This window comes from Methylopila sp. 73B (assembly GCF_000526315.1).
In the GTDB taxonomy this organism is placed as follows: domain Bacteria; phylum Pseudomonadota; class Alphaproteobacteria; order Rhizobiales; family Methylopilaceae; genus Methylopila.
Map to the genome: position 1 here is coordinate 3733773 of NZ_JAFV01000001.1, position 12304 is coordinate 3746076.

The following is a 12304-nucleotide window of genomic DNA, read 5'->3' on the forward strand; positions in this document are numbered from 1 at the left end:
CGAAAGGACCGCACCATGTCCACCCTCGCATCCGCCTCGTCCGGTTCCTCGATCGACGCCGGCTCGTTCTTCGGCCGGATCTTCGCCCGCATCGGGCTGGAGATCTCCGCCTTCTTCAGCGAGCTGCACGCGGCGCAGGTCCGCACCAACACGCAGGAGCCCTTCGGCCTCTAAGCCCGAACGGTCATGCTGAGACTGCCGAAGCGCCGGGCTCCACGCCCGGCGCTTTTTTTCGCCGTGTTGAGGACATGATTCCGGAACCAGTCACACCACCGTGCGTTTTTACAGCACGACGGCGCGAAAACGCGAGGCGGGCCGACGCTTCGTCGCGTCGCCTACATGGCTCATCCGGAAAGGACTGCGAAACATGACCCCCTTGATCGGCATTCTGATCACCGTCCTGGTGATTTTCCTGGTGCTTTATCTCGTCGGAATGCTGCCGATCGACGGCCGGGCGAAGCAGATCATCCGGATCATCGTGATCATCATCGGCATTATCTCGCTGCTGAAGTACCTCGCCGTATTTTAAGAGCCAAGCGACGACCACTGAAATGACGGACGGCCGGGTTTGACCCGGCCGTTTTCGTTTTCGATGAGCGAAAGGACGAGCGGCGCTAGGACGCCCGGCGTCGGCCTCTCGTCGCCACGTCGGCGCTGAAGGGCCCGTGCAGACGCTCCCAACCGAAGGCGTGCTCGACGATCGTGTCCAGGTCGTCGTGACTTGGGGCCCAGCGTAAGGCTTGGCGAATGCGGCGGGCGTCCGCGATCGAAACGAACGGGTCGCCCTCCCGGCGCGGTTTTTCGCGCACGGGGAAGTCCCGACCACTCACGCGTTTCACGGCCGCGATCACCTCCCGCACCGAGAAGCCGCCGCCGTAGCCGCAGTTCAGCGTCAGGCTGCCGCCGTCGTTCCGAAGGTGGTCCAGCGCCGCCACATGCGCGTCGGCGAGATCGGAGACGTGGATGTAGTCGCGCACGCCCGTCCCGTCGGGCGTCGGAAGGTCGACGCCGAGGATGTCGAGGCCGTCGGTGACGCCGAGCGCCGCGCGGACGGCGAGCGTGATCAGGTTCGTGGCGCCCGGCGCCCGCTGCCCGGTGCGCATCTGCGGGTCGGCGCCCGCCACGTTGAAGTAGCGCAGGACGACGTAGCGCAGCCGATGCGCGGCCGCGGCGTCCTGCAGGATTCTCTCCGACATCATCTTCGACGCGCCGTAGGGCGACGCGGGAACGAGCGGCGCGTCCTCGCGCGTCGGCGTCGGCGGCATGAGCCCATAGACGGCCGCGGTGGAGGAGAAGATGAAGCGGCCGACGCCCCCGCCGACCATCGCGCTCAGCAGCCGGCGGGTCTTTTCGGTGTTGGCGCCGTATGTCCCGAGCGGGTCGCGCACCGAGTCCGGGACGACGATCTTCGCCGCGAAGTGCGCGACGGCGTCGATCTGGTGCTTGGCCAGGATCCGGAGCACGAGCGCCTCGTCGCCAACGTCGCCGACGATTAACGGCACGTCGGCCGGCACCGCGCGGCGGGCGCCCGTGGACAGGTCGTCGAGCACCACCACGGGCTCGCCGCGGTCGCGCAGCGCCAGCACCATGTGGGAGCCGATGTACCCGGCTCCTCCGGTCACGAGAACGGTCATGCGCTGTCCCTCAGGCGCGAGGCTCGTCGCGCCCGGGATCCTAGGCGCCGTCGCCTTACCGCGAGGTGAAGCGGCGACCGTCTCTTTTCGGGACGTCGGGCTAACCAAGGATTCACTCTGTTCGCAGTAAGTCATGTCGTCGGCGTGACGCGCGTGAGGAAATCCGGTGGTCGAGACGGGCGTCGCTGAGCGCGGCGGATGGCGAAGCGGCCTGGCGGCGCGGTTTACGGCGCTGACGGGGCTGCTGCTCGTCGCGCTCGCCGGAGCCGTGGTCGCCTGCGTGTCGTTCGAAACCCGCCGCGACGCCGCAGAGCGAAGGGTCGTTGAACTCGCCCGGGACGTGCAGGCCGCCGCCGAGGCGCTCGGCCGCGGAGACGAGGTCCATGCGGTTCTGAACGCGCTGTCCGCGCGGTCGCATGCGCTCTACGTCACGCTGGACACGCGCGGAGGCGAGACCCTCGTCGCCCTCGCGCCGGCCGCGCCGCCGCCCGAGGTGACCCGCGACGCCCTGACCGAGACCAGCGGCGATGGGCCTGCGGCCGTCACGGTGGCCGATGGCGCCGCCCACGCCGCCAAGACGGTGGCGCTGAGCGGCGGCGGGGAAGCGACCCTCGCGGTCGGCGTGTCGCTGACGGACGCCGACGGGGCGGCCGCAGCCGCCGCGTCCCGTGGACTGTTCGCTGCGCTCGCCGTCCTCCTCGTCGGACTTCCGGCCTTCGCCCTCATCGCGCGCCGCACGTTCAGCCCGCTTCGCGGTCTGGCGCAGGCGATCAGCCGCGTCGACGGCGCGAGCGCCGAGGTCGACCGCGCGGCGCTCCGCCGCGACGAGATCGGCGACCTTGCGCGCGCGCACCTGACGATGACGCGCGAGGCGTTCCGCAACGTGGCCGCGCTGCGGCGCGCGGCGTTCGACGATCCTCTGACGCGTCTCTTGAACCGTGATGGGCTGAACCGGCGCCTGTCCGAGGCGCTGCAGGTGGGGCAGGGCGTCGCGCTGCTCAAGATCGAGGTGGGCGGCCTCGAACGGGTCGCGACCGGCCTTGGGCCCGCCGGCGCCGACGCCGCCGTCCATGGCGCCGCCGACCGCGTTCGGGAGGCCGCGGCCGAATGGACCCGCCGCGCCCACGCGATCCATGCGCTCGGCGACGACCTCTCCGTTTCCGTCGCCCGCATCGGCGAGGCGGAGTTCGCGTTGCTCGCCCACGGCGCGGGCGAAGCCGCGGCGGAGGAGCTCGCGCGGTTGACGCTCGCGGCGTTCGAGGCGCCGCTGCGGCTCGACGAGCACCGCGTCGGGCTGTCGCCCGCGATCGGCGTCGCCTTCGCGCCGCTGCACGGCGACCGCGCCGAAGCCTTGATGCGTTCGGCCGGCGCGGCGCTCGCGGCGGCGAGACTCGCGCGCGGCCCCGCCGTCCGGATCGCGGGCGCGGAGCTGAACGACCGCGCGTACTCGCGCCTGCGGATCGAGCAAGAGCTCCGGCGGGCGCTGGTGGAGAATGAGCTCGAAGTGCATTACCAGCCGCAGCTCGCGCTTGGCGGCGGCCGGGTGATCGGGGCCGAGGCCCTGGTGCGGTGGCGCCATCCCCTCCGCGGCCTGATCGCGCCCGGCGAGTTCGTGCCTGTGGCGGAGGAGACCGGTCTGGTCGAGCCGCTCGGCCGCTTCGTGCTGGCCCGGGCCAGCCGGCAGGCGGCGGCGTGGGCGACCATGGGGATCCCGATCCGCGTCGCGGTCAATGTGTCGCCGCTGCAGTTCCGCAATCCGAGGTTTTCGGAGGCGGCTCTCCAGATCATCCGGGAGGCGGGCGCCGATCCCAGCCGAATCGAGCTGGAGATCACCGAAAGCGCAGCCATGGCCGACCCGTCCCACGCCGCCCGGGAGCTGGCGCCGCTCAGGAGCGCAGGGGTGCGGATCGCGATCGACGACTTCGGCACCGGCTATTCGAACTTCGCCGCCCTGACGCAACTGCCGTTCGACGTGCTGAAGATCGACCGCAGCTTCGTCCGGGACGCGCTCGTGACGCCAGGCGCCCGGGTCGTGGTGGAGGCGGTGCTGGGCCTCGCCCGGAACCTGGACGTCGAGACGGTGGCGGAAGGCGTCGAGACCGAAGAGCAGCGCGCGTTCGTGACCGCGGGCGGGTGCACGTTTGGACAGGGCTACCTGTTCGGCCGGCCGATGCCCGGCGAGGCGTTCGAAGCCTGGTACGCGAACCGGCTCGGCGCGGAGCTGCGCGCCGTCGCAGCCGAGGCGCAGGGCCAGCTTTGGGGACGACACGCGGCCGCCCGCGCCGTCATCCCACCCTCGTCCGGCTTCGCTCAGCCCGCCGCGTCGTAGAGCGCGCAAGGGGGCGGCCGTCACGTCGCCGCGCGCGCATGCGTCATTGAGCCGACACGCCGAAGCGTCTAGAAGGCGCGGGCCGAACGCCATCTTCGGACCGCGAGGACGCAACGCATCATGACCGCCCCGAACGCTCCCCACGACACCGCCCGGATCCTGGTCGAGGCGCTTCCCTACATGCAGCGCTACGACGCCGCGACGGTGGTCGTGAAGTACGGCGGCAACGCCATGGGCGATTCCGACGCCGCGCGCTGGTTCGCGCAGGACGTCGCGATCCTGAAGGAGGTCGGCATCAACCCGGTGGTGGTGCACGGCGGCGGACCGCAGATCGGCCGCATGCTCGACCGGCTCGGCATCAAGAGCGAGTTCAAGGCGGGCCTGCGCGTCACCGACCAGGCGACCGTCGAGATCGTCGAGATGATCCTCGCCGGCGCGATCAACAAGAACATCGTGGCCTCCATCAACGCCGAGGGCGGGCGCGCCATCGGGCTGTCGGGCAAGGACGGCGGCATGGTGTTCGCCCGCAAGGTCAGCCGCAGCCTGATCAACCCGGAGACCGGCCAGGAAGAGGTCGTCGACCTCGGCTTCGTCGGCGAGCCGGCGGAGGTCGACCGCACCGTGCTCGACTGGGCGATCACCTCGGACTTCATCCCGGTCGTCGCCCCGGTCGCGGGATCGGCCGACGGACGAGAGACCTACAACGTCAACGCCGACACCTTCGCCGGCGCCATCGCCGGCGCGGTCGGCGCCAAGCGCCTCCTGATGCTGACCGACGTTCCGGGGGTGCTCGACCGCGACAAGAACCTCATCCAGCAGCTCTCGGTCGAGGAGGCCCGCCGGCTGATCGCCGACGGCACCGTGTCGGGCGGCATGATCCCGAAGGTCGAGACCTGCATCTACGCCGTCGAGCGCGGCGTGGAGGGCGTCGTCATCCTGGACGGCAAGACCCCGCACGCCGTGCTGATGGAGCTTCTGACGCCCGGCGGCGCCGGCACGCTGATCACGCGGTGAGCAACGTCGTCGATTTCCGCAAGGCGCAGAAGAAAAAAGCCGAGCCGAAACCCACGCCCGGCTCCCCCAAGCGGCGCTCCGTGGCCGAGTTCGCCTTGGCCGTCGGCCTGACGGGCGTGGCCATCTTCCTCGCGCCGACGCTATGGACGGGCGTCCCGGTCCATCTCCTGGCGGTGGTCAATCTGCTGGTCGCCGCGGTCTACGTGCAGCAGGGTCCGCGGCTGCTCGCAGGCCTCTGGATTGCGCTGTCTTTCGCGGTCCTTGCGGTCTTCAGCGAGGCGTCGCCGGTGGCCTACGCGCTTGGCGTGGCGTTCGCGACCTTCGGTTGAGCGCAGGCCCGGCGCAGCCTTGGAAAAGCCGTGAGGCGGGCCCACCTAAAATCGTTCATGAACGAGCGCCATGCTGTGCGCTCGATCTCGTCATGGACGCCCCTTGAATGACATCCTCGCCCGCATGAACGACCTGCCTGATCCCGCCGCCGTGGGGCGCCTTGCGGCGCATGCGGTCGTCGCCGAGGCCAAGGGGTTCGACCACGTCGACACCTGGGTGTTCGATCTCGACAACACGCTCTACCCCGCCTCCGCAGGGCTGTTCTCGCTGATCGACGCCAAGATGACGGCCTTCATCGCCGGCCGCTACGGTATCGACGGCCTGTCGGCGCGCGCGCTTCAGAAATACTACTACCGCACCTACGGCACGACGCTGCGCGGCCTGATGACGGAGGACGCGCTCGATCCGCACGCCTTTCTCGCCTTCGTGCACGACATCGACCATTCGGTGCTGACGCCCGCGCCCGACCTTGCGGCCGCGATCGCGCGGCTTCCCGGCCGCCGCTTCGTCCTGACCAACGGCTCGCGGCGCCACGCCGAGAACGTCGCGGCCAAGCTTGGCCTGCTCGAGCTGTTCGAAGACGTGTTCGACATCGCCGCGGCGAGCTTCGTGCCGAAGCCGGACCAGTCCGCCTACCAGACGTTTCTGGACCTCCACGGCGTGGAGCCCCGTCGGGCGGCGATGTTCGAGGACCTGTCGAAAAACCTCGTCGCGCCGCATGCGCTCGGCATGCGGACGGTGCTGGTCACCCCCAAGGCGGGCGAGCCGGACCTTGGCGAGCGGCTGACCGCGGCGGACGACGACCGCCGCGGCCCGCACGTGGACCACGTGACGGACGATTTGACCGGGTTCCTGTCGGCGCTGGCGCTCGTCGCCGCCGAATAGTCCGCGCGCGTCAGGCTTTGGTCGACCACGCCGCGGCTTGCGGGGAAGGGCGCGTCTCGTCATCTTGACGCTCCGGCGCCGGCAGAAGCGCCGCCGCCCCCGGGAGCCCCTCGCGACGATGGAAACGCCTACCGACTTCGAGGTCGCGGACGACGCGCCGAGCGCGCGGGCGGCCGAGACCGAAGCGATGGTCCGTGCGGCTTGGCTGTACTTCATCGGCGAGATGAACCAGAGCGAGATCGCCGACCGGCTGGGACTCTCCCGCGTGAAGGTCAACCGGCTGATCGCCGCCGCCCGCAGCGAGGGGGTGGTGGACGTGCGCATCGTCCATCCGTCGATCGCGCTGATCGAGCTCGAAAACCGGATGTGCCACGCCTACAAGCTCGATTCGTGCCGGGTCGTCCCGGCCGCGGGGGAGGGCGGCGAGTCCGAGATCGACAAGCGGTTCGTCGCCATCGCCGCCGCCGAGACGCTGGCCCGCGGCGTGGCGCAGAAGCCGGACGGCGTGTTCGCGCTGTCCTGGGGCACGACCATGGCCGCCGTCGCCCACGCCTACCGTGGGGCCCGCGCGCCGCGCGCCCGCTTCGTGTCGGTCATGGGATCGCTGACCCGCAAGGCGGCGTCCAACCCCTACGAGGTCGTCCACCGCATCGCAGAGCGCACCGGCGGGGAGGGCTACTTCATTCCGGCCCCCTATCTCGCCGACACCATGGCGGACCGCGAGGTGCTGATGGCGCAGCGCACGGTGCGGACATCGCTCGACCTCGCCCGCTCCGCCGACCTCGCCATGAGCGGCGTCACCGAAGCCACGCCGAACTCCTTTCTCGTCGCGCAGAAGCTCGTGACCATCGAGGAGCTGGAGGACTGCCGGGCGAACGGCGCGGTCGGCTCCTTCGCCGGCCTGTTCTTCGACCGCGACGGCCGCTTCGTGGACTGCGACGTCAACCGCCGCCGGGTCGGCGTGTCGGGCGAAACCTTCCGCGGGCTGAACACCGTCGGGATCGCCGCCGGCCGCTCCAAGATCGAATCCGTGCTGGCGGCGCTCCGGGGCGGCGTGTTCCGCCACCTCGTCACGGATGAGACGGTCGCGCGGGGCCTGCTCGCCGAGGCGGGGTGAGCGCTCGGATCAGCCGCGCGCGGCCAGCGCCTTCGCCCGAATGGCGCTGAGCGTCGTCGTCGGCGAGATCGCCTCCGGATCGAGCTTCACGTGGATCAACGCCGGCCGACCGGCGGCCCGCGCCTCGGCGAAGGCCGCTGCGAAGGCGCCCCGCTCGGAGACGGTGAAGCCCGCCGCGCCGTAGGCGCGGGCAAGCGCCGCGAAGTCGGGGTTCTCCAGCGCCGTGCCGAACGGCGCGCCGGGGTATTCCCGCTCCTGATGCATGCGGATCGTGCCGTACTGGCCGTTGTCGACGACCACCACAACGATCGCCAACCCGTATTGGGCGGCGGTCGCAAGCTCCTGGCCCGTCATCAAGAAACAGCCGTCGCCCGCGAACGCCACGACCTCGCGGTCCGGAAACAGCCGCTTCGCCGCGACGGCGGCCGGCACGCCGTATCCCATCGAGCCGGACGTCGGGGCCGCCTGGGAGCCATAGGCCCGGAAGCGGTGGAAGCGGTGGACCCAGGTGGCGTAGTTGCCGGCGCCGTTGCAGATCACCGCGTCCGCCGGCAGGGCGCGCAGCGCCTGCACCACCTCGTCCATCTGAACGGCGCCAGGATGTTCGGCGGCCGCCTCCGACCACGCGAGGTAGTCGGCGTGGGCCGCCGGCGTGTCGTCCTCCCAGGCGATCCGGTTCGGCGGCTGGACGCCTTCGAGCGCCGCGGCGAAGGCGTTGGGGGAGGCGTTGATCGCAAGGGCTGGCTGGTAGACGCGACCGAGCTCCAGCGGGTCGGCGTGCACATGCACGAGCGTCTGCCGCGGGGTGGGGATTTCAAGCGCGGTGTACCCCTGGCTTGGCATCTCGCCAAGGCGGCCGCCGATGAGCAGCACGAGGTCCGCCTCCGTCACCCGCGCGAGCAGGGCCGGATTCGGCCCGATCCCGAACTCGCCCGCATAGGAGGGGTGATCGGCTGGAAACAGCATCTGTCGGCGGAAGGTGACGGACACCGGCAGTTTGAACCGCTCCGCGAAGCGGGCGAGACTTTGCGCCGCCTTCGCCGACCAGCGCCCTCCGCCGACCAGCGCGATCGGGCGCTTCGCCGCCCAGAGCAGTTTCTGAAGCTGCGCCATGTCCGCGAGGCCGGGCCAGGTCTCGGCGGGAAAGACGGCGGCGGCGTCGGCGACCGTGGCGGTCTCCGTCAGCATGTCCTCCGGCAGCGCGATCACGACCGGCCCGGGGCGTCCTTGAGTCGCTGTGCGGATGGCGCGCGCGATCAGCTCGGGGATCCGGGCGGGGTCGTCGATCTCCACCGCCCATTTCGCGAGGCCGGCGAAGGTCTCGCGGTAGTCGAGCTCTTGAAACGCCTCGCGGCCGCGGAATCCGCGCTCGACCTGTCCCACGAACAGCAGCAGCGGCGTCGAGTCCTGCATGGCGACGTGCAGGCCGCTGGCGGCGTTGGTCGCGCCGGGGCCCCGGGTGACGAAGCAGACGCCGGGCCTGCCCGTGAGCCGCCCGGCCGCGTCCGCCATCATGGCGGCGCCGCCCTCCTGCCGGCAGGTGATGAAGTCAAAGCCGCCGCCGGCCCGCATGGCCTCCAGCACGGCGAGGTAGCTTTCGCCCGGCACCCCGAAGGCGGTCGTCAGCCCGTTCGCGCGCAGGGCGTCGACGAGGATTTCCGCGCCCGTGCGCGGCTGTGCGGACGCAAGCATCGGCTGGCCCCTGAACCGCCGCGTCGAGGGGGACGCGACTCATCGGAGGTTGTTTTAGCCGTTTTCGGTGGACGACGTCGTCCGGGAACGACGGGGCGCTACCGACCTAAACGCGCTCTCGCCCGCCAACTCCATGGAGCGCCGGGCGGCGAACGCGCGATAGAGATCGATCTCGATCGGCGAGGCCGCGCACTCCGGAACCGCCGCGGAGGCGGCGAGGGCGCCCTGTGGGCGCCAAGTTCGGATCGGATGATCTCGCGCGAAAAGCCGCTCCGCGAGCTCCTCGACGGCGTGTGGCGGTAGCTCGGAGTCCATGCGCCCTCCATCTCGGACGTTTCCGTCATGGAAACGCGGGCGCCGGACATCGGTTGCGCGGAACCGCGCGGCATGGTGAACGCGGGGTTAATCGCTGGCGACACTTGGGGTGCGGACAGCCCATGAAAAAAGGCTCCGGCGTTGCGCCGAAGCCTTTTTGCCGTCGCCCGCCGAGCGGCGGCTCGTCAGTCGTCGCGGTAGACCTTCTCCCGGCGCTCGTGGCGCTCCTGGGCCTCGATCGACAGCGTCGCGATCGGGCGCGCTTCGAGGCGGCGGAGAGAGATCGGCTCGCCGGTCTCCTCGCAGTAGCCATAGGACCGGTCGTCGATCCGTTCGAGCGCCGCGTCGATCTTGGCGATCAGCTTGCGCTGGCGGTCGCGGGCGCGAAGCTCGATCGCGCGATCGGTCTCCGACGACGCGCGGTCGACGATGTCGGGGTGGTTCTGGTTCTCGTCCTGCAGGTGCTCGAGCGTCTCGCGGCTCTCGCGCAGGATCTCCTCTTTCCAGTCCAGCAGCTTGTTCCGGAAGTAGACGCGCTGCCGGTCGTTCATGAACGGCTCGTCCTCGGACGGCCGGTAGTCGGTTGCCAAATCGACGCTCATTGATCAGCCTCTGGCGTTGCCGCTCGCAGGGTCCCGATGGCGCGGAATATAGCCATCCGACCACCCGACGACAATCACGGATTTTTCAGCGAACTATCTGATATTTAACACGTTTTCCGAAGTACGGGAAAACCCTGACGCTGGATCATGCACAAACTGCGCCGTTTCAGCCCCGCCGTTTGGCGAGTTCGACCCGCACGCGCAGGTCGATGGCGGCGAGCGTCTCGTCGAGCCCGGGGTCGCCGGTGCGCTCCCGACCGCCGTCCAGCCGCGCGGACATCATCGTGAGCGCGCGGTCGTCGACGCGGCCCTCGAGCAGCGCGAGCTTCAGCTCGTCCAGCGAGTCGAGCAGACCCCGGCCGCGCTTCACCGCCTTCCTGCGCCGCTCGGTCGGCGTCTCGATCATCTCCTGGAGCGCGATGAGGGCGTCGAGAGACGGCGCGGCGCGGAGGGGCGCCGCCCCTCGCGCGGCCTCGGCGCCCTGGGCGTCGGGCAGGCGGAACGCGCCGCCCGCCGCGGGCGTCCGTTGACCGCTCATCGGCGACGCCGTCGCCCGCCCCAGACCATCGACCCGCATCGTCGCCCGCCTCAGCGTCCGGATCTCGCCCGGCTCCTGAGCGATCGTGCCGAATTATGCTTAACCGCCGGTTAACCGGGCGGCAAAAAATGCCGGGCGGGGGTTGCTTCTTGCCGGGCCGGATGGGGCGCCCGCGGTCGCGCAGACTGGCGACGCGCCAAGAGCCGCAACGTTTTTCGGCCGCGGCACGGTCCTCGCATCGCAAGCGGCGCCAGACCGTCCCCGTCAGGGTCCCACGCCGCGATGCCCCGTTCCGCCCGTTCGTTCACAGCTCTCGCCGCCGCTCTCGCCATGGGGCTGGCGCCGCTCGCCCCGGCGCAGGCGGCGGACCCGGCCGAGGGCGTGGCGGTGCGCGGCGTCAGGGCGGAGCGGATCGCGCGCGCCGAGACGGCGAGGCCCGCGGAGCCGCGCGCCAACCCCTCCGTCGACATCGGTGGGCGCGGGGGCGCGACCTCCCGGATCAAGGATCTCACCGACGTCGAGGGCGTGCGCGAGAACCAGCTGGTCGGCTACGGGCTCGTGGTCGGCCTGAACGGCACCGGCGACAGCCTCAACGCCGCGCCCTTCACCAAGCAGAGCCTGCAGTCGATGCTGGAGCGGCTCGGCGTCAACACCCGCGGCGCGACGCTGCGCACCAAGAACGTCGCGGCCGTCATGGTCACCGCCAACCTGCCGGCTTTCGGCACGCAGGGCACCCGCATCGACGTCACGGTCTCCGCGCTCGGCGACGCCACCAGCCTGCAGGGCGGCACCCTCATCGTCACCCCGCTGATGGGCGCGGACGGCGAGGTCTATTCGGTCGCGCAAGGGTCGGTCGCCGTCATCGGCTTCAACGCGCAGGGCGAGGCGGCGCAGGTGGTGCGCGGCGTGCCGACGACGGGCCGCATCTCGAACGGCGGCCTGATCGAGCGCGAGATCCCCTTCACGCTGGCGAACCAGACGACGATCCGGCTCGCGCTGCGCAATCCCGACCTCACCACCGGCCGGCGCATCGCCTCGGCGATCAACGCCTTCATCGGCCCCAACGTCGCCGAGCCGATCGATCCCGCAACGGTCGCCCTGAACGTCCCCAAGGCCTACCACGGCAAGATCATCCAGCTGCTGACCGAGGTGGAGCAGCTCCGGGTCGAGCCGGACCAGATCGCCAAGATCGTCATCGACGAACGCTCAGGGATCATCGTGATGGGCCAGGACGTGCGCGTCTCGACCGTCGCGGTGGCGCAGGGCAACCTCACCGTGACCATCACCGAGGATCCGATCGCGAGCCAGCCGGAGCCGTTCTCGAACGGCGAGACCGTGGTGACGCCCCGGACGACGGTGTCCGTCGACACCGACGCCAACCGCCGCCTCGCGGTGCTGCGCGAAGGCGTGAACCTCAGGCAGCTGGTCGACGGGCTCAACGCCATCGGCGTCGGCCCGCGCGACCTGATCGCGATCCTTCAGGCCATCAAGGCCGCCGGCGCCCTGCAGGCCGAAATCGAGGTGATGTGATGACCGCAGCCGCGCCCGCCGCCGGGGCCTCAGTCTCCGCCGCGCCGACCGCCTACGCCGCGCATCCGCAGGCGAAGGCGGCCTCGAAGCTCGACGCCGCGGCCCAGGATTTCGAGGCCGTGTTCCTCACCCAGATGATGCAGGCCATGTTCACCGACGTCGGCGAGGAGGGCCCGCTCGGCGGCGGCGTGGGAACGGACGCCTACCGCTCCATGCTCGCGGACCAGTACGGCCGGAACATCGCCGCCTCCGGCGGGATCGGCATCGCCGCCCAGGTCCGCTCCGAACTCCTGTCCCTCCAGCAAGGGTCCTGACGCC

13 protein-coding genes are annotated in these 12304 nt (G+C 70.7%); 9 read left to right on the plus strand and 4 right to left on the minus strand.

Going from position 1 to position 12304, the window contains the following annotated elements:
• Positions 1 to 15 precede the first annotated feature (15 nt).
• Positions 16 to 174, plus strand: coding sequence for a hypothetical protein (locus K244_RS23705; RefSeq protein WP_020187657.1), 159 nt, complete (start codon positions 16 to 18; stop codon positions 172 to 174).
• Positions 175 to 367: 193 nt separating this feature from the next.
• Positions 368 to 529 (plus strand): Thivi_2564 family membrane protein, encoded by a 162-nt coding sequence (locus K244_RS23995; RefSeq protein ID WP_020187658.1) that lies wholly within the window; start codon positions 368 to 370, stop codon positions 527 to 529.
• 85 nt (positions 530 to 614) lie between these two features.
• On the opposite strand, the gene galE is transcribed toward K244_RS23995, so the two are convergent.
• Complete coding sequence (gene galE, locus K244_RS0117855; protein ID WP_020187659.1) at positions 615 to 1634, minus strand: UDP-glucose 4-epimerase GalE; 1020 nt, start codon at positions 1632 to 1634, stop codon at positions 615 to 617.
• A gap of 166 nt (positions 1635 to 1800) precedes the next feature.
• Here galE and K244_RS22840 point away from each other — a divergent pair, with 166 nt between their 5' ends.
• The 5 genes from K244_RS22840 to K244_RS22240 all read left to right on the plus strand — a co-directional run bounded on the left by K244_RS22840 (position 1801) and on the right by K244_RS22240 (position 7309).
• Positions 1801 to 3963, plus strand: a complete 2163-nt coding sequence (locus tag K244_RS22840) for a GGDEF domain-containing phosphodiesterase (protein ID WP_020187660.1) — start codon at positions 1801 to 1803, stop codon at positions 3961 to 3963.
• Positions 3964 to 4083: 120 nt separating this feature from the next.
• Positions 4084 to 4977, plus strand: coding sequence for an acetylglutamate kinase (gene argB, locus K244_RS0117865; protein ID WP_020187661.1), 894 nt, complete (start codon positions 4084 to 4086; stop codon positions 4975 to 4977).
• Positions 4974 to 5306 (plus strand): hypothetical protein, encoded by a 333-nt coding sequence (locus tag K244_RS0117870; RefSeq protein ID WP_020187662.1) that lies wholly within the window; start codon positions 4974 to 4976, stop codon positions 5304 to 5306. The genes argB and K244_RS0117870 overlap by 4 nt, the downstream gene beginning before the upstream one ends.
• A gap of 124 nt (positions 5307 to 5430) precedes the next feature.
• A complete protein-coding gene (locus K244_RS0117875) occupies positions 5431 to 6192 on the plus strand; it encodes a pyrimidine 5'-nucleotidase (protein WP_024816588.1) in 762 nt (253 codons plus the stop codon).
• A gap of 118 nt (positions 6193 to 6310) precedes the next feature.
• Complete coding sequence (locus K244_RS22240; RefSeq protein ID WP_020187664.1) at positions 6311 to 7309, plus strand: sugar-binding transcriptional regulator; 999 nt, start codon at positions 6311 to 6313, stop codon at positions 7307 to 7309.
• 9 nt (positions 7310 to 7318) lie between these two features.
• On the opposite strand, the gene K244_RS0117885 is transcribed toward K244_RS22240, so the two are convergent.
• The 3 genes from K244_RS0117885 to K244_RS0117900 form a co-directional block, all read right to left on the minus strand.
• Complete coding sequence (locus tag K244_RS0117885; protein WP_020187665.1) at positions 7319 to 9001, minus strand: thiamine pyrophosphate-binding protein; 1683 nt, start codon at positions 8999 to 9001, stop codon at positions 7319 to 7321.
• A 500-nt stretch (positions 9002 to 9501) separates the two neighbouring features.
• Positions 9502 to 9918 carry an RNA polymerase-binding protein DksA gene (gene dksA, locus K244_RS0117895; RefSeq protein ID WP_020187667.1) on the minus strand — a complete coding sequence of 139 codons (417 nt, stop codon included), beginning with the start codon at positions 9916 to 9918 and terminating at the stop codon, positions 9502 to 9504.
• Positions 9919 to 10084: 166 nt separating this feature from the next.
• On the minus strand, positions 10085 to 10495 hold the full coding sequence (locus tag K244_RS0117900) for a flagellar assembly protein FliX (RefSeq protein ID WP_020187668.1): 411 nt from the start codon (positions 10493 to 10495) through the stop codon (positions 10085 to 10087).
• A 243-nt stretch (positions 10496 to 10738) separates the two neighbouring features.
• Between K244_RS0117900 and K244_RS0117905 the strand changes: the two genes are divergently transcribed.
• A complete protein-coding gene (locus K244_RS0117905; RefSeq protein ID WP_245259789.1) occupies positions 10739 to 11986 on the plus strand; it encodes a flagellar basal body P-ring protein FlgI in 1248 nt (415 codons plus the stop codon).
• Positions 11986 to 12300: a rod-binding protein gene (locus K244_RS0117910; RefSeq protein ID WP_020187670.1), complete on the plus strand. Its 315-nt coding sequence runs from the start codon at positions 11986 to 11988 to the stop codon at positions 12298 to 12300. The genes K244_RS0117905 and K244_RS0117910 overlap by 1 nt, the downstream gene beginning before the upstream one ends.
• Positions 12301 to 12304 lie beyond the last annotated feature (4 nt).